Source organism: Streptomyces sp. NPDC101225 (assembly GCF_044767585.1).
GTDB lineage: Bacteria > Actinomycetota > Actinomycetes > Streptomycetales > Streptomycetaceae > Streptomyces.
Window position 1 is genome coordinate 1 of sequence record NZ_JBIWOE010000034.1, and the last position, 12875, is coordinate 12875.

Genomic DNA, 12875 nt, shown 5'->3' on the forward strand with positions numbered 1-12875 from the left:
GGAGGAGACGACCAGCTGCTTGATGTTGAGGATCAGGTCGGTGACGTCCTCCTTGACGCCCGGCACGGTGGTGAACTCGTGCAGGACACCGTCGATCCGGATGCTGGTGACAGCGGCGCCGGGGATCGACGAGAGGAGGGTGCGGCGGAGGGAGTTGCCGAGGGTGTAGCCGAAGCCCGGCTCCAGCGGCTCGATCACGAACCGGGAACGGAACTCGTCGACGACCTCTTCGGTCAACGAGGGACGCTGAGCGATCAGCATGTGTGGATCAGATCCTTCTTTCGTGGACGCCCGCTATTTGACGTCCGACGGAGACCGCACCTGTGAGAGGTGCGGGTACTGCAAGGGTACGGGCGGCACGCCCCTTACGGAGCCGTACCGCCCGGACCTTCGGAGCGACCTTGCCTCAGACGCGGCGGCGCTTCGGCGGGCGGCAGCCGTTGTGCGGGGTCGGGGTGACGTCCTGGATGGAGCCGACCTCGAGGCCCGTGGCCTGCAGGGAGCGGATGGCGGTCTCACGACCGGAACCCGGGCCCTTGACGAACACGTCGACCTTGCGCATGCCGTGCTCCTGCGCGCGGCGGGCGGCCGACTCGGCGGCCATCTGCGCGGCGAACGGCGTGGACTTCCGGGAGCCCTTGAAGCCGACGTGGCCGGCCGAGGCCCAGGAGATCACGTTGCCGGACGGGTCCGTGATCGAGACGATGGTGTTGTTGAACGTGCTCTTGATGTGCGCGTGACCGTGAGCGACGTTCTTCTTTTCCTTGCGGCGCACCTTCTTGGCAGCGCCCTGACGACCCTTGGGGGGCATCTACAAACTCCTACGGGGAGGTGGTCGGTCCTACAGCGAAGACCGCTGATGAAGCGTTGTCCGCCGAGGACTACTTCTTGCCCGGCTTCTTCTTGCCGGCGATGGCGCGACGCGGGCCCTTGCGGGTGCGGGCGTTCGTGCTGGTGCGCTGACCGCGGACGGGCAGACCGCGACGGTGACGGAGACCCTGGTAGGCACCGATCTCGACCTTGCGGCGGATGTCGGCCTGGATCTCGCGACGGAGGTCACCCTCGGTCTTGATGTTGTTGTCCACGTACTCGCGGATCGCGACGAGCTGCTCTTCGCTCAGGTCACGAACACGGGTGTTCGGGTCGATACCGGTCTCGGCCAGCGTCTGCTGGGAGAGGGTCCGGCCGATGCCGAACACGTAGGTGAGGGCGATCTCCACGCGCTTTTCGCGCGGGATGTCAACACCGGAAACGCGTGCCACTTCAATGGCTCCTGGTGATCTTCGGAGGTCTTCCGCAGAACCGGTTCCCGGCCGCCGTACGAGGTACGAACCGAGTCCCCGGCCTCCGAACCGGGGGTGTCAGGCACCTTCGGTGCCCGGGTCCTGCGTATGAACATATTCAGCTCGCGTCGCGCGAATCTCTGCGATGTCGATGCAGAGGGAGAGGTCGTGCGTCAGCCCTGGCGCTGCTTGTGGCGCGGGTTGTCGCAGATGACCATGACCCGACCGTGACGGCGGATCACCCTGCACTTGTCGCAGATCTTCTTGACGCTCGGCTTGACCTTCATGGGATTGAGGTTCTCCGGGTCAGTGCCACCACCCCGCGTGAGCGGGATGCGGGCAAGATCTACTTGTAGCGGTAGACGATCCGGCCACGCGTCAGGTCGTACGGAGACAGCTCCACCACGACCCGGTCGTCAGGGAGGATACGGATGTAGTGCATACGCATCTTGCCGCTGATGTGTGCCAGGACCTGGTGGCCGTTCTGGAGCTCGACCTTGAACATGGCGTTCGGAAGAGACTCGACGACAGTGCCCTCGATCTCGATGGCACCTTGCTTCTTGGCCACGCTTCGCCCTTCGAATCGACTACCTTGATCGACTCTCGATGCTTTCCCTTACGGGCGCATGCGGACATGCGGGTGCACGAGAGCCGACGAGTCAGTCTACGTCAGCGCACCCGGAAAGACGAATCGAGCAAGTCTGCCCCCGCAGCGAGATCATTAAGCGCACGCCTGCGGAGCGCCCGTCAGGGGCACGGCCCGGGCCACGGACCTCAGGCCAGCGGGTCCGGGGCCGCCGTGATGCCGTGTTCCGCCAGCTTGGCCCTGCCGCCGTCGGGCGCCGTGAGGACCAGGGGGCCCTCCTCGGTCAGGGCGACCGAGTGCTCCCAGTGGGAGGACCAGGTGCCGTCGGTGGTGATGACCGTCCAGTCGTCGGAGAGGACCTCGGTCTTCGGGGTGCCGAGGGAGACCATCGGCTCGATCGCCAGGCAGAAGCCGGGGACCAGCTTGGGGCCCTTGCCGCGGCGGCGGTCGACGTAGTTCAGCAGGTGCGGGTCCATGTGCATCTCGGTGCCGATGCCGTGGCCGCCGTAGTCCTCGATGATCCCGTACTTGCCGCCGCCCGGCTTCGGCTGGCGGCGGATGTAGGTCTCGATGGCCCGGGAGACGTCGACGAGCCGGCTGCCCTGCTTCATCGCCGCGATGCCGGCCCACATCGACTCCTCGGTGACCCGGGAGAGCTCGATCAGCTCCGGAGCGTGGCCGGAGCCCACGAAGGCGGTGTACGCCGCGTCCCCGTGCCAGCCGTCGATGATCGCGCCGCAGTCGATGGAGATGACGTCCCCGTCCTTCAGGACGACGTCGTCGGACGGGATGCCGTGGACGACGACCTCGTTGACGGAGGTGCAGATCGTCGCGGGGAAGCCGCCGTAGCCGAGGAAGTTGGGCTTGGCGTTGTGCTCGGCGAGGACCTTGCGCGCGACCTGGTCCAGGTCCTTGGTGGAGGCGCCGGGCACCGCCGCCTCACGGGTCGCCGCGTGGATGGCGGCGACGACCAGCCCCGCCTCCCGCATCTTGGCGATCTGCTCGGGGCTCTTGATCTGCACCATGGGGTCCTGCGCTCTCCGTCACTTCGGCTACCGGTTTACCAACACAACACTACGGCCGTGACGCCCCTTCGGGTGCCACGGCCGTAACAGGCGGACGACTACTTGCCGTCGTCCTCGCGCTTGAGTGCTTCCAGCGCCCGCTGCGTGACCTCGTCCACCGGACCCAGGGACGAGATCGTGACGACCAGGCCCTGCGTCTTGTAGTAGTCGATGATCGGCTCGGTCTGCGTGTGGTAGACCTCGAGCCGCTTGCGGACGGTCTCCTCCGAGTCGTCGTCGCGCTGGTAGAGCTCCCCGCCGCAGACGTCGCAGACGCCGTCCTTCTTCGCGGGGCTGTACGTCACGTGGAACACGTGCGCGGAGTCGTTGCGGCAGATGCGCCGGCCGGCGATCCGCTTGACGACCTCTTCCTCCGGGACCTCGAGGTCGAGCACCGCGTCCAGCTTGATGGTCTCGGTCTTGAGCAGCTCGTCGAGCGCCTCGGCCTGCGAGACGTTGCGCGGGAAACCGTCGAGCAGGAAGCCGTTCTCCGCGTCCGGCTGCTCCATGCGGTCCTTGGCCATCGCGATGGTGACCTCGTCGGGGACGAGGTTGCCGGCGTCCATGTAGGACTTCGCGAGCTTCCCGAGCTCCGTCTGCCGGCTGATGTTCGCTCGGAACAGATCGCCCGTGGAGATGTGCGGGATCGACAGCTTCCCGGCAAGGCGGGTGGCCTGGGTGCCCTTTCCAGCACCGGGCGGCCCGACGAGGACGATTCGCATCAGCGGAGGAACCCTTCGTAATTGCGCTGCTGGAGCTGGCTCTCGATCTGCTTCACCGTCTCAAGACCCACACCCACGATGATCAGGATGCTCGTCCCGCCGAAGGGGAAGTTACCGGATGCCCCGAACCCGACCAACGCCATCGTTGGTACGAGAGCGATCAGCCCCAAATACAGCGAACCCGGCCAGGTGATCCGGTTGAGTACGTAGCTGAGGTACTCAGCGGTCGGTCGGCCAGCCCGGATGCCCGGGATGAAGCCACCATACTTCTTCATGTTGTCGGCGACTTCTTCGGGGTTGAAGGAGATCGCCACGTAGAAGAACGCGAAGAAAACGATCAGCAGGAAGTAGCTGACCAGGTAGATCGGGTGGTCGCCCTTGGTCAGGTTCTGCTCGACCCAGGTCTTCCAGCCCGCCTTGCTTCCGGAGAACTGAGCGATCAGTGCCGGGATGTAGAGCAGTGACGACGCGAAGATGACGGGAATCACACCCGCCTGGTTGACCTTCAGCGGGATGTAGGTCGACGTGCCGCCGTAGGAACGGCGGCCGATCATGCGCTTCGCGTACTGCACCGGAATGCGCCGCTGCGCCTGCTCGACGAAGACCACCAGACCGACCATGACCAGGCCGACGAGGATGACGGTGCCGAACTCGATCCAGCCGCCGGCCAGGGTGCCCTGCTTCTTGATGGCCCACAGCGCGGACGGGAAGGTGGCGGCGATCGAGATGAACATCAGGATCGACATGCCGTTGCCGATACCGCGGTCGGTGATCAGCTCGCCGAGCCACATGACGACGGCCGTACCGGCGGTCATGCAGACGACCATGGTGATGGTGGTGAAGATCGCCTGGTCCGGGACGATGCTGGAGGCGACCGTGCAGCCGGAGAAGAGGGCGCCGCTGCGGGCGGTGGCCACCAGGCCGGTGCCCTGCAGGATGGCGAGCGCCACCGTGAGGTAACGGGTGTACTGCGTGATCTTCGCCGTACCGGCCGAGCCCTCCTTCTTGAGGGCCTCCAGACGCGGGATCACCACGGTCAGCAGCTGGAGAATGATGCTCGCCGTGATGTACGGCATGATGCCGAGCGCGAAGACCGTGATCTGCAGCAGCGCGCCGCCGCTGAACATGTTGACCAGACCGAACAGGCCCTGGTTGCCGGACGCCTGGTCGACACAACTCTGGACGGCCTGGTAGTTGACGCCGGGGATCGGGATGTGGGTACCGACCCGGTACACCACGATGATGCCGAGCGTGAAGAGCAGCTTCTTGCGCAGGTCGGGCGTCCTGAACGCCCGGGCGAACGCGGTGAGCACGGTGCCTCCTGCGACCCCCGCGCAACTGCGTCAAGGGTGACGGTCTTGAGGTTCGACGGATACAAAGAAGAACAGTGCTGGCTACCTTACCGGCGGCACAGCTTCCCGTGGAACGACCAACCGGGGATACCCCTTGATGGGATATCCCCGGTCGGATTCGTTCAGGTCATCGAGCGATCGCCTGAGTGGCTCAGACGAGCTCGGTGACGGTACCGCCGGCGGCGGTGATCTTCTCCTTGGCGGAGCCGGAGACGGCGTCGACCGTCACCTGCAGCGCCACGGAGATCTCGCCCTGGCCGAGGACCTTGACGAGCGCGTTCTTGCGAACGGCGCCCCTGGTCACCAGACCCTCGACCGTGACCTCGCCACCCTCGGGGTAGAGCGCGGCCAGCTTGTCGAGGTTCACGACCTGGTACTCGGTCTTGAACGGGTTCTTGAAGCCCTTCAGCTTCGGGAGGCGCATGTGGAGGGGCATCTGCCCACCCTCGAAGCGCTCCGGAACCTGGTAGCGGGCCTTCGTGCCCTTGGTACCACGACCGGCCGTCTTACCCTTCGACGCCTCACCACGACCGACACGGGTCTTGGCGGTCTTGGCGCCCGGGGCGGGACGGAGGTTGTGGATCTTGAGCGGGTTGTTCTCCGCCATGATCAGTCGACCTCCTCGACCGTCACGAGGTGGCGGACGGTGTGCACCATGCCGCGGAACTCGGGGCGGTCCTCCTTGACGACCACGTCACCCAGGCGCTTGAGGCCCAGGGAACGCAGGGTGTCACGGTGGTTCTGCTTGCTGCCGATGTACGACTTCGTCTGCGTGATCTTGAGCTGCGCCATGATTACGCACCCGCTCCCGCACGCGCACGCAGCAGGGCCGCGGGGGCGACGTCCTCGAGCGGCAGGCCACGGCGGGCCGCGACCTCCTCGGGACGCTGCAGGCCCTTGAGGGCCTCCACGGTCGCGTGCACGATGTTGATCGCGTTGTCGGAGCCGAGCGACTTCGACAGGATGTCGTGGATACCGGCGCACTCGAGCACGGCGCGCACCGGGCCACCGGCGATCACACCGGTACCGGGGGACGCGGGCTTGAGCAGTACGACGCCGGCAGCCTTCTCACCCTGGATCGGGTGCGGGATGGTGCCCTGGATACGCGGGACCTTGAAGAAGTGCTTCTTGGCCTCCTCAACGCCCTTGGCGATGGCGGCCGGCACCTCCTTGGCCTTGCCGTAACCGACACCCACGGTGCCGTCACCGTCGCCCACCACGACCAGCGCGGTGAAGCTGAAGCGACGACCACCCTTCACAACCTTGGCGACGCGGTTGATCGCGACGACGCGCTCAACGTACGCGGTCTTCTCGGCGGCAGCAGCGCCGCCGTCACGGCCCTTCCGGTCCCGCCGCTCGCCGCCACCGGCACCGCTTCCGCGGCGCTGGGGTCCAGCCATTGGATTACCTCTCTCTTTCCGCTAGCTACAAGCGGCTCAGAACTTGAGCCCGGCCTCGCGGGCGGCGTCCGCCAGGGCGGCGATGCGCCCGGCGTACTGGTTGCCACCACGGTCGAACACCACGGCCTCGACACCGGCGGCCTTGGCGCGCTCGGCGACCAGGGCGCCGACCTGCTTGGCCTGCGCGGACTTGTCGGCCTCGCCACCGCGGATCGACGTGTCCAGGGTGGACGCCGACGCCAGGGTGTGACCCTTCAGGTCGTCGATCACCTGCGCCACGATGTGGCGGTTGGAGCGGGTCACGACCAGACGGGGACGCTCCGCCGTACCGGAGATCCGCTTGCGGATCCGGATGTGACGGCGCTTGATCGCGGCGCGCTTGTAGGCGTCGCCCTTGAGGATCTTCTGCCCGTATGCCATGGCTTACTTACCCGCCTTTCCGACCTTGCGGCGGATGACTTCGCCCTCGTACTTGACGCCCTTGGCCTTGTACGGGTCGGGCTTGCGCAGCTTGCGGATGTTGGCCGCAACCTCGCCGACCTTCTGCTTGTCGATGCCCTCGACCGAGAACCGGGTGGGGGCCTCCACCTTGAAGGTGATGCCCTCGGGGGCCTCGACGGTGATCGGGTGGCTGTAGCCGAGAGCGAACTCGAGGTTCGAGCCCTTGGCCGTCACGCGGTAACCGACACCGCTGATCTCGAGCTTCTTCACGTAACCCTGGGTCACGCCGGTGATCATGTTCGCCACCAGCGTGCGGGACAGGCCGTGCAGGGCCTTGTTCTGACGCTCGTCGTTGGGGCGGGTGACGTTGAGAACGCCGTCCTCACCCTTGGCGATGTCGATCGGCGCCACGACGGTGTGGGTCAGCGTGCCCTTGGGGCCCTTGACCGAGACCGTACGGCCGTCGATGGTGACGTCCACGCCGGCGGGAACCGTGATGGGGAGCTTGCCAATACGCGACATAGCTTTTTCCTCCGTTCCCTTCCGCTACCAGACGTAGGCGAGGACTTCCCCACCCACGCCCTTCTTGCCGGCCTGCTTGTCGGTGAGGAGCCCGTGCGACGTGGAGATGATCGCCACGCCGAGGCCGCCGAGCACCTTCGGCAGGTTGGTGGACTTCGCGTACACCCGGAGACCGGGCTTGGAGATCCGCTTGATGCCCGCGATGGAGCGCTCACGGTTGGGGCCGAACTTCAGCTCCAGGACGAGGTTCTTGCCGACCTCGGCGTCCTCGACGCGCCAGCCCGTGATGAAGCCCTCCTGCTGGAGGATCTCCGCGATGTGCGACTTGATCTTCGATGCCGGCATCGTCACGGAGTCGTGGTATGCCGAGTTCGCGTTCCGCAGACGGGTCAGCATGTCTGCGATCGGATCAGTCATGGTCATGAATTGGCCTTCGGCCTCTCTCGCCGGGGTTTCCTGGTGCGCCATCCCTCTCCCCGATCCGAGACGGGACGGGTGCGGCGCGGTGGACCTACGGCGTAGTAAGTCGTACGGGCGACCGTCAGGCGCCCAACCCCCCAAGCCTAAGCCATGGAAGGGCGGGCGCCTGACACGCCCATTGCTTACCGAGAGCCCTTGGAATCCCTGAAAGGGGGATTACCAGGAGCTCTTGGTCACGCCCGGCAGCTCGCCACGGTGAGCCATCTCACGCAGGCACACGCGGCACAGGCCGAACTTGCGGTACACGGAGTGGGGACGGCCGCAGCGCTGGCAGCGCGTGTAGCCACGCACGCCGAACTTGGGCTTGCGAGCAGCCTTCGCGATCAGAGCCTTCTTCGCCATCTCGCTCACGCCTCCTTGAAGGGGAAGCCGAGGTGACGAAGGAGCGCGCGGCCCTCAGCGTCGTTGGTCGCCGTGGTGACCACGGTGATGTCCATACCCCGGACGCGGTCGATCTTGTCCTGGTCGATCTCGTGGAACATGACCTGCTCCGTGAGACCGAAGGTGTAGTTGCCACGGCCGTCGAACTGCTTGGGGGACAGACCGCGGAAGTCGCGGATGCGCGGGAGCGCGAGCGACAGGGTGCGGTCCAGGAACTCCCACATGCGGTCGCCACGGAGCGTGACGTGGGCACCGATCGGCTGGCCCTCACGCAGCTTGAACTGCGCGATGGACTTGCGGGCCTTGGTGACGGCCGGCTTCTGACCGGTGATGGTGGTCAGGTCGCGGATCGCGCCCTCGATCAGCTTCGAGTCACGGGCGGCGTCGCCGACACCCATGTTGACCACGATCTTGACGAGGCCGGGGATCTGCATGACGTTCTCGTACTTGAACTCGTCACGCAGCTTGCCCGCGATCTCCTCGCGGTACTTCGTCTTGAGACGCGGAGTGGTGGTGGTAGCCATCAGATGTCCTCACCCGTCCGCTTGGCAACGCGGATCTTGTTGCCCTCGTCGTCGAAGCGGTAACCGACGCGCGTGACGACCTTGTTGCCGTCCTTCTCCACGACCAGCTGGACGTTGGAGACGTGGACGGGGGCCTCGGTGGTCACGATGCCGCCGGCCTGCGAACCGCTGGCGGTCGGGCCGGCCTTGGTGTGCTTCTTGACCCGGTTGACACCCTCGACCAGGACGCGGTCCTCGCGGGGGTAGGCCGCGATGACCTTGCCCTGCTTGCCCTTGTCCTTGCCGGTGATGACCTGGACCAGGTCGCCCTTCTTGATCTTCATGCTTACAGCACCTCCGGCGCGAGCGAGATGATCTTCATGAACTTCTTCTCGCGCAGCTCCCGGCCGACCGGGCCGAAGATGCGGGTGCCACGAGGGTCACCGTCGTTCTTCAGAATGACGGCGGCGTTCTCGTCGAAGCGGATGTACGAGCCGTCCGGACGGCGGCGCTCCTTGACGGTGCGAACGATGACCGCCTTGACGACGTCACCCTTCTTCACGTTGCCACCGGGGATCGCGTCCTTGACGGTGGCGACGATGACGTCACCGATGCCCGCGTAGCGGCGACCGGAGCCACCGAGCACACGGATGCAAAGGATCTCCTTCGCACCAGTGTTGTCGGCGACACGAAGTCGCGACTCCTGCTGGATCACGTCTATCTCCTGTTTGTCTGCCGGTTCCCGGCAGGGGCCGCCCCGTTACGGGGTGCCGCCCCTGCCGAGCCTGGCGGAACTGTCCTGCGGAGCAACTGCCCCGCAGGAATTACTACTTGGCCTTCTCGAGGATCTCCACGACGCGCCACCGCTTCGTGGCGGACAGCGGCCGGGTCTCCGCGAGGAGGACACGGTCGCCGACACCCGCGGCGTTCTGCTCGTCGTGGGCCTTGAGCTTGTTGGTACGGCGGATGACCTTGCCGTACAGCGCGTGCTTGACGCGGTCCTCGACGGCGACGACGACGGTCTTGTCCATCTTGTCGCTGACGACCAGACCCTCACGGGTCTTGCGGAAGCCGCGCGCGGCCTTCGTCTCTTCAGTCACGTTGCTCTCGCTCATCAGGCGCTCTCCACCGTCTCGATGCCCAGCTCGCGCTCACGCATCAGGGTGTAGATCCGCGCGATGTCCTTGCGGACGGCCTTGAGCCGACCGTGGTTCTCGAGCTGACCCGTCGCCGCCTGGAAGCGGAGGTTGAACAGCTCTTCCTTGGCCTCGCGGAGCTTCGCCAGAAGCTCCTCGTTGCCCAGCTCGCGCAGCTCGGACGCCTTGGTACCGGCCGACATCACGCTTCACCTGCCTCGCGCTTGACGATCCGGCACTTCATCGGCAGCTTGTGGGCCGCACGGGTCAGCGCCTCACGGGCGATCTTCTCGTTGGGGTACGACAGCTCGAACATCACGCGTCCGGGCTTGACGTTGGCGATCCACCACTCCGGCGAACCCTTACCGGAACCCATGCGGGTCTCGGCAGGCTTCTTGGTGAGGGGACGGTCCGGGTAGATGTTGATCCAGACCTTGCCACCACGCTTGATGTGACGCGTCATGGCGATACGAGCGGCCTCGATCTGGCGGTTCGTCACATACGCCGGGGTGAGCGCCTGGATGCCGTACTCGCCGAACGCAACCGTCGTGCCACCCTTGGCGGCGCCGCTGCGTCCCGGGTGGTGCTGCTTGCGGTGCTTGACCCTACGGGGGATCAGCATGTCGGTCAGGCCTCCGTTCCGGTGCTCTCAGCCGGAGCGGACGCGGGAGCCTCGGCCTTGGGGGCCTCGGCGCCGGCAGCCTGCTGCGGCTTGCGACCGCGCCGCTCGCCACCGCGGCCACCACGGGCCGGGCGGTCGGCACCGCCACGGGCCGGGCGGTTACCCGCACGGGCCGCAGCGTTCTCGGCGCGGACCTCGGCGATGTTCTTGACGTCGCCCTTGTAGATCCAGACCTTCACGCCGATACGGCCGAAGGTCGTCTTGGCCTCGAAGAAGCCGTAGTCCACGTTCGCGCGGAGCGTGTGCAGGGGCACGCGGCCCTCGCGGTAGAACTCCGAGCGGGACATCTCGGCGCCGCCGAGGCGGCCACCGCACTGGATCTTGATGCCCTTGGCGCCGGCCTTCATCGCCGACTGCATGCTCTTGCGCATGGCACGGCGGAAGGAGACGCGGGAGGAGAGCTGCTCGGCAACGGCCTGCGCGACCAGCTGAGCGTCGGTCTCGGGGTTCTTGACCTCGAGGATGTTCAGCTGGACCTGCTTGCCCGTGAGCTTCTCGAGGTCGCCGCGGATGCGGTCGGCCTCGGCGCCACGGCGGCCGATGACGATGCCCGGACGAGCGGTGTGGATGTCCACCCGCACGCGGTCACGGGTGCGCTCGATCTCCACCTTCGAGATGCCGGCGCGCTCCATGCCGGACGTCATCATCCGGCGGATGGCGACGTCTTCCTTGACGTAGTCCTTGTACAGCTTGTCGGCGTACCAACGCGACTTGAAGTCGGTGGTGACACCGAGCCGGAACCCGTGCGGGTTTACCTTCTGGCCCATTACCGGGTTCCTTCCTTGCTGCTGACGACCACGGTGATGTGGCTGGTCCGCTTGCGGATCCGGTAGGCACGGCCCTGGGCGCGCGGCCGGAACCGCTTCAGGGTCGGGCCCTCGTCGACGTACGCCTCGGAGATGAAGAGGCTGTCGGCGTCGGTGTGGTCGTAGTTGTGCGCGGCGTTGGCGATGGCGCTGTCGAGCACCTTGCCGACGGGCACGGAGGCTGCCTGCGGAGCGAATCGCAGAACAGCCTGAGCCTCCGTGGCGTCCATGCCACGGATAAGGTCCACCACGCGGCGGGCCTTCATGGGCGTAACGCGGATGTACCGCGCCTGGGCCCTGGCTTCCATGGTTGTCCCTCTCAGTTACTTACGTGTCTGAATGCGATCCGCTGCTAGCGGCGCTTCGACTTCCGGTCGTCCTTGACGTGACCCCGGAAGGTGCGCGTCGGCGAGAACTCGCCGAGCTTGTGGCCGACCATCGACTCGGTGACGAACACCGGGATGTGGGTCTTGCCGTTGTGCACCGCGAGCGTGTGGCCGAGCATGGCCGGCACGATCATGGAGCGACGGGACCAGGTCTTGATGACGTTCTTGGTGCCTGCTTCGTTCTGGGCTTCCACCTTCTTGATCAGGTGGTCGTCGACGAAGGGCCCCTTCTTGAGACTGCGCGGCATCTAAACCCGCTCCTAGCGCTTCTTGTTCGTCTTGCGGCGGCGGACGATGTACTTGTTCGACGCCTTCTTGGGCGAACGAGTACGACCTTCCTTCTGACCCCAGGGGCTGACCGGGTGGCGACCACCGGAGGTCTTGCCCTCACCACCACCGTGGGGGTGGTCAACCGGGTTCATCGCCACACCGCGAACGGTCGGGCGGACGCCCAGCCAGCGCTTACGGCCGGCCTTGCCCCAGTTGATGTTGCTCTGCTCGGCGTTGCCGACCTCGCCGACCGTGGCGCGGCAGCGCTGGTCGACCAGGCGGATCTCACCGGACGGCATGCGGAGGTGGGCCATGGAGCCCTCCTTCGCGAGCAGCTGCACGGAGGCACCGGCGGAGCGGGCGAACTTGGCGCCGCCGCCCGGACGAAGCTCCACGGAGTGGATCGTCGTACCGACCGGGATGTTGCGCAGCGCCAGGTTGTTGCCGGGCTTGATGTCGGCGCCGGGACCGTTCTCGATCCGGTCGCCCTGGTTCAGGCCCCGCGGCGCCAGGATGTAGCGCTTCTCGCCGTCCGCGTAGTGGAGCAGCGCGATGCGCGCGGTGCGGTTGGGGTCGTACTCGATGTGCGCGACCTTCGCCGGCACGCCGTCCTTGTCGTGACGACGGAAGTCGATCACGCGGTAGGCGCGCTTGTGGCCACCGCCCTGGTGGCGGACGGTCACACGACCGGAATTGTTACGGCCGCCCTTGCTGTGCAGGGGGCGGACCAGCGACTTCTCCGGCGTGGACCGCGTGACCTCGACGAAGTCGGCGACGCTGGAGCCACGGCGGCCCGGCGTAGTCGGCTTGTACTTGCGGATTCCCATTTCTCAGTCCTCGTCCGATATCGGACGATCCGAC

Annotated in this window: 24 protein-coding genes and 1 pseudogene; all 25 read right to left on the reverse strand. The window is 66.3% G+C overall.

What is annotated here, in order from left to right; genetic code table 11:
- A pseudogene (locus tag ACIRPX_RS34265) lies at positions 1–261 on the reverse strand (DNA-directed RNA polymerase subunit alpha); the annotation flags it as partial.
- 145 nt (positions 262–406) lie between these two features.
- Complete coding sequence (gene rpsK / locus ACIRPX_RS34270) at positions 407–811, reverse strand: 30S ribosomal protein S11 (RefSeq protein ID WP_003956432.1); 405 nt, start codon at positions 809–811, stop codon at positions 407–409.
- 70 nt (positions 812–881) lie between these two features.
- On the reverse strand, positions 882–1262 hold the full coding sequence (gene rpsM, locus ACIRPX_RS34275; protein ID WP_404202615.1) for a 30S ribosomal protein S13: 381 nt from the start codon (positions 1260–1262) through the stop codon (positions 882–884).
- 194 nt (positions 1263–1456) lie between these two features.
- Positions 1457–1570: a 50S ribosomal protein L36 gene (gene rpmJ, locus ACIRPX_RS34280; protein ID WP_003974245.1), complete on the reverse strand. Its 114-nt coding sequence runs from the start codon at positions 1568–1570 to the stop codon at positions 1457–1459.
- Between the two features lie 59 nt (positions 1571–1629).
- Positions 1630–1851 (reverse strand): translation initiation factor IF-1, encoded by a 222-nt coding sequence (gene infA / locus ACIRPX_RS34285; protein ID WP_003948620.1) that lies wholly within the window; start codon positions 1849–1851, stop codon positions 1630–1632.
- Positions 1852–2057: 206 nt separating this feature from the next.
- Positions 2058–2894: a type I methionyl aminopeptidase gene (gene map / locus ACIRPX_RS34290; protein WP_404202617.1), complete on the reverse strand. Its 837-nt coding sequence runs from the start codon at positions 2892–2894 to the stop codon at positions 2058–2060.
- Positions 2895–2992: 98 nt separating this feature from the next.
- Positions 2993–3655 carry an adenylate kinase gene (locus tag ACIRPX_RS34295; protein WP_404202619.1) on the reverse strand — a complete coding sequence of 221 codons (663 nt, stop codon included), beginning with the start codon at positions 3653–3655 and terminating at the stop codon, positions 2993–2995.
- Positions 3655–4968, reverse strand: a complete 1314-nt coding sequence (gene secY / locus ACIRPX_RS34300) for a preprotein translocase subunit SecY (protein ID WP_404202621.1) — start codon at positions 4966–4968, stop codon at positions 3655–3657. The genes ACIRPX_RS34295 and secY overlap by 1 nt, the downstream gene beginning before the upstream one ends.
- Before the next feature lie 190 nt (positions 4969–5158).
- Entirely contained in the window at positions 5159–5614 is a 456-nt protein-coding gene (rplO, locus tag ACIRPX_RS34305; protein ID WP_404202623.1) for a 50S ribosomal protein L15, read from the reverse strand.
- A 2-nt stretch (positions 5615–5616) separates the two neighbouring features.
- A complete protein-coding gene (gene rpmD, locus ACIRPX_RS34310) occupies positions 5617–5799 on the reverse strand; it encodes a 50S ribosomal protein L30 (protein ID WP_009190145.1) in 183 nt (60 codons plus the stop codon).
- 2 nt (positions 5800–5801) lie between these two features.
- Entirely contained in the window at positions 5802–6407 is a 606-nt protein-coding gene (gene rpsE, locus ACIRPX_RS34315) for a 30S ribosomal protein S5 (RefSeq protein WP_016434633.1), read from the reverse strand.
- 36 nt (positions 6408–6443) lie between these two features.
- Positions 6444–6827: a 50S ribosomal protein L18 gene (gene rplR, locus ACIRPX_RS34320; RefSeq protein ID WP_310764890.1), complete on the reverse strand. Its 384-nt coding sequence runs from the start codon at positions 6825–6827 to the stop codon at positions 6444–6446.
- Positions 6828–6830: 3 nt separating this feature from the next.
- Positions 6831–7370 carry a 50S ribosomal protein L6 gene (gene rplF, locus ACIRPX_RS34325; protein ID WP_384252224.1) on the reverse strand — a complete coding sequence of 180 codons (540 nt, stop codon included), beginning with the start codon at positions 7368–7370 and terminating at the stop codon, positions 6831–6833.
- A 24-nt stretch (positions 7371–7394) separates the two neighbouring features.
- Positions 7395–7793: a 30S ribosomal protein S8 gene (gene rpsH / locus ACIRPX_RS34330; protein ID WP_030046382.1), complete on the reverse strand. Its 399-nt coding sequence runs from the start codon at positions 7791–7793 to the stop codon at positions 7395–7397.
- Between the two features lie 213 nt (positions 7794–8006).
- Positions 8007–8192, reverse strand: coding sequence for a type Z 30S ribosomal protein S14 (locus tag ACIRPX_RS34335; protein ID WP_003948630.1), 186 nt, complete (start codon positions 8190–8192; stop codon positions 8007–8009).
- A 5-nt stretch (positions 8193–8197) separates the two neighbouring features.
- Positions 8198–8755, reverse strand: coding sequence for a 50S ribosomal protein L5 (rplE, locus tag ACIRPX_RS34340; RefSeq protein ID WP_007494758.1), 558 nt, complete (start codon positions 8753–8755; stop codon positions 8198–8200).
- Positions 8755–9078, reverse strand: coding sequence for a 50S ribosomal protein L24 (rplX, locus tag ACIRPX_RS34345; protein WP_129307392.1), 324 nt, complete (start codon positions 9076–9078; stop codon positions 8755–8757). The genes rplE and rplX overlap by 1 nt, the downstream gene beginning before the upstream one ends.
- 2 nt (positions 9079–9080) lie before the next feature.
- Positions 9081–9449 (reverse strand): 50S ribosomal protein L14, encoded by a 369-nt coding sequence (rplN, locus tag ACIRPX_RS34350; protein WP_003998823.1) that lies wholly within the window; start codon positions 9447–9449, stop codon positions 9081–9083.
- Between the two features lie 112 nt (positions 9450–9561).
- Positions 9562–9849 (reverse strand): 30S ribosomal protein S17, encoded by a 288-nt coding sequence (gene rpsQ, locus ACIRPX_RS34355; RefSeq protein WP_016434628.1) that lies wholly within the window; start codon positions 9847–9849, stop codon positions 9562–9564.
- Positions 9849–10073, reverse strand: a complete 225-nt coding sequence (gene rpmC, locus ACIRPX_RS34360) for a 50S ribosomal protein L29 (protein WP_003974259.1) — start codon at positions 10071–10073, stop codon at positions 9849–9851. The genes rpsQ and rpmC overlap by 1 nt, the downstream gene beginning before the upstream one ends.
- On the reverse strand, positions 10073–10492 hold the full coding sequence (gene rplP / locus ACIRPX_RS34365) for a 50S ribosomal protein L16 (protein WP_007494765.1): 420 nt from the start codon (positions 10490–10492) through the stop codon (positions 10073–10075). Before rplP ends, rpmC begins: the two co-directional genes overlap by 1 nt.
- A 5-nt stretch (positions 10493–10497) precedes the next feature.
- The gene (gene rpsC, locus ACIRPX_RS34370; protein WP_003998826.1) at positions 10498–11319 is read right to left on the reverse strand and encodes a 30S ribosomal protein S3; all 822 of its coding nucleotides are present in this window, start codon (positions 11317–11319) and stop codon (positions 10498–10500) included.
- On the reverse strand, positions 11319–11666 hold the full coding sequence (gene rplV, locus ACIRPX_RS34375; protein ID WP_003974262.1) for a 50S ribosomal protein L22: 348 nt from the start codon (positions 11664–11666) through the stop codon (positions 11319–11321). Before rplV ends, rpsC begins: the two co-directional genes overlap by 1 nt.
- A gap of 44 nt (positions 11667–11710) precedes the next feature.
- Complete coding sequence (gene rpsS, locus ACIRPX_RS34380; protein WP_019753092.1) at positions 11711–11992, reverse strand: 30S ribosomal protein S19; 282 nt, start codon at positions 11990–11992, stop codon at positions 11711–11713.
- Between the two features lie 12 nt (positions 11993–12004).
- Positions 12005–12841 carry a 50S ribosomal protein L2 gene (gene rplB, locus ACIRPX_RS34385; protein WP_016434624.1) on the reverse strand — a complete coding sequence of 279 codons (837 nt, stop codon included), beginning with the start codon at positions 12839–12841 and terminating at the stop codon, positions 12005–12007.
- Positions 12842–12875: the final 34 nt, after the last annotated feature.

What these genes read in the sequence shown, in the direction of transcription:
- rpmC (WP_003974259.1), bottom strand. Translation starts at nt 10,073, where the DNA reads ATGTCGGCCGGTACCAAGGCGTCCGAGCTGCGCGAGCTGGGCAACGAG.
- rpmD (WP_009190145.1), bottom strand. Translation starts at nt 5,799, where the DNA reads ATGGCGCAGCTCAAGATCACGCAGACGAAGTCGTACATCGGCAGCAAG.
- rplX (WP_129307392.1), bottom strand. Translation starts at nt 9,078, where the DNA reads ATGAAGATCAAGAAGGGCGACCTGGTCCAGGTCATCACCGGCAAGGAC.
- rpsQ (WP_016434628.1), bottom strand. Translation starts at nt 9,849, where the DNA reads ATGAGCGAGAGCAACGTGACTGAAGAGACGAAGGCCGCGCGCGGCTTC.
- rplF (WP_384252224.1), bottom strand. Translation starts at nt 7,370, where the DNA reads ATGTCGCGTATTGGCAAGCTCCCCATCACGGTTCCCGCCGGCGTGGAC.
- ACIRPX_RS34335 (WP_003948630.1), bottom strand. Translation starts at nt 8,192, where the DNA reads ATGGCGAAGAAGGCTCTGATCGCGAAGGCTGCTCGCAAGCCCAAGTTC.
- rplV (WP_003974262.1), bottom strand. Translation starts at nt 11,666, where the DNA reads ATGGAAGCCAGGGCCCAGGCGCGGTACATCCGCGTTACGCCCATGAAG.
- rpsS (WP_019753092.1), bottom strand. Translation starts at nt 11,992, where the DNA reads ATGCCGCGCAGTCTCAAGAAGGGGCCCTTCGTCGACGACCACCTGATC.
- ACIRPX_RS34295 (WP_404202619.1), bottom strand. Translation starts at nt 3,655, where the DNA reads ATGCGAATCGTCCTCGTCGGGCCGCCCGGTGCTGGAAAGGGCACCCAG.
- rpmJ (WP_003974245.1), bottom strand. Translation starts at nt 1,570, where the DNA reads ATGAAGGTCAAGCCGAGCGTCAAGAAGATCTGCGACAAGTGCAGGGTG.
- rpsC (WP_003998826.1), bottom strand. Translation starts at nt 11,319, where the DNA reads ATGGGCCAGAAGGTAAACCCGCACGGGTTCCGGCTCGGTGTCACCACC.
- rplB (WP_016434624.1), bottom strand. Translation starts at nt 12,841, where the DNA reads ATGGGAATCCGCAAGTACAAGCCGACTACGCCGGGCCGCCGTGGCTCC.
- rplE (WP_007494758.1), bottom strand. Translation starts at nt 8,755, where the DNA reads ATGGCTACCACCACCACTCCGCGTCTCAAGACGAAGTACCGCGAGGAG.
- rplR (WP_310764890.1), bottom strand. Translation starts at nt 6,827, where the DNA reads ATGGCATACGGGCAGAAGATCCTCAAGGGCGACGCCTACAAGCGCGCC.
- rplO (WP_404202623.1), bottom strand. Translation starts at nt 5,614, where the DNA reads ATGGCGGAGAACAACCCGCTCAAGATCCACAACCTCCGTCCCGCCCCG.
- rpsE (WP_016434633.1), bottom strand. Translation starts at nt 6,407, where the DNA reads ATGGCTGGACCCCAGCGCCGCGGAAGCGGTGCCGGTGGCGGCGAGCGG.
- rpsK (WP_003956432.1), bottom strand. Translation starts at nt 811, where the DNA reads ATGCCCCCCAAGGGTCGTCAGGGCGCTGCCAAGAAGGTGCGCCGCAAG.
- rplP (WP_007494765.1), bottom strand. Translation starts at nt 10,492, where the DNA reads ATGCTGATCCCCCGTAGGGTCAAGCACCGCAAGCAGCACCACCCGGGA.
- map (WP_404202617.1), bottom strand. Translation starts at nt 2,894, where the DNA reads ATGGTGCAGATCAAGAGCCCCGAGCAGATCGCCAAGATGCGGGAGGCG.
- rpsH (WP_030046382.1), bottom strand. Translation starts at nt 7,793, where the DNA reads ATGACCATGACTGATCCGATCGCAGACATGCTGACCCGTCTGCGGAAC.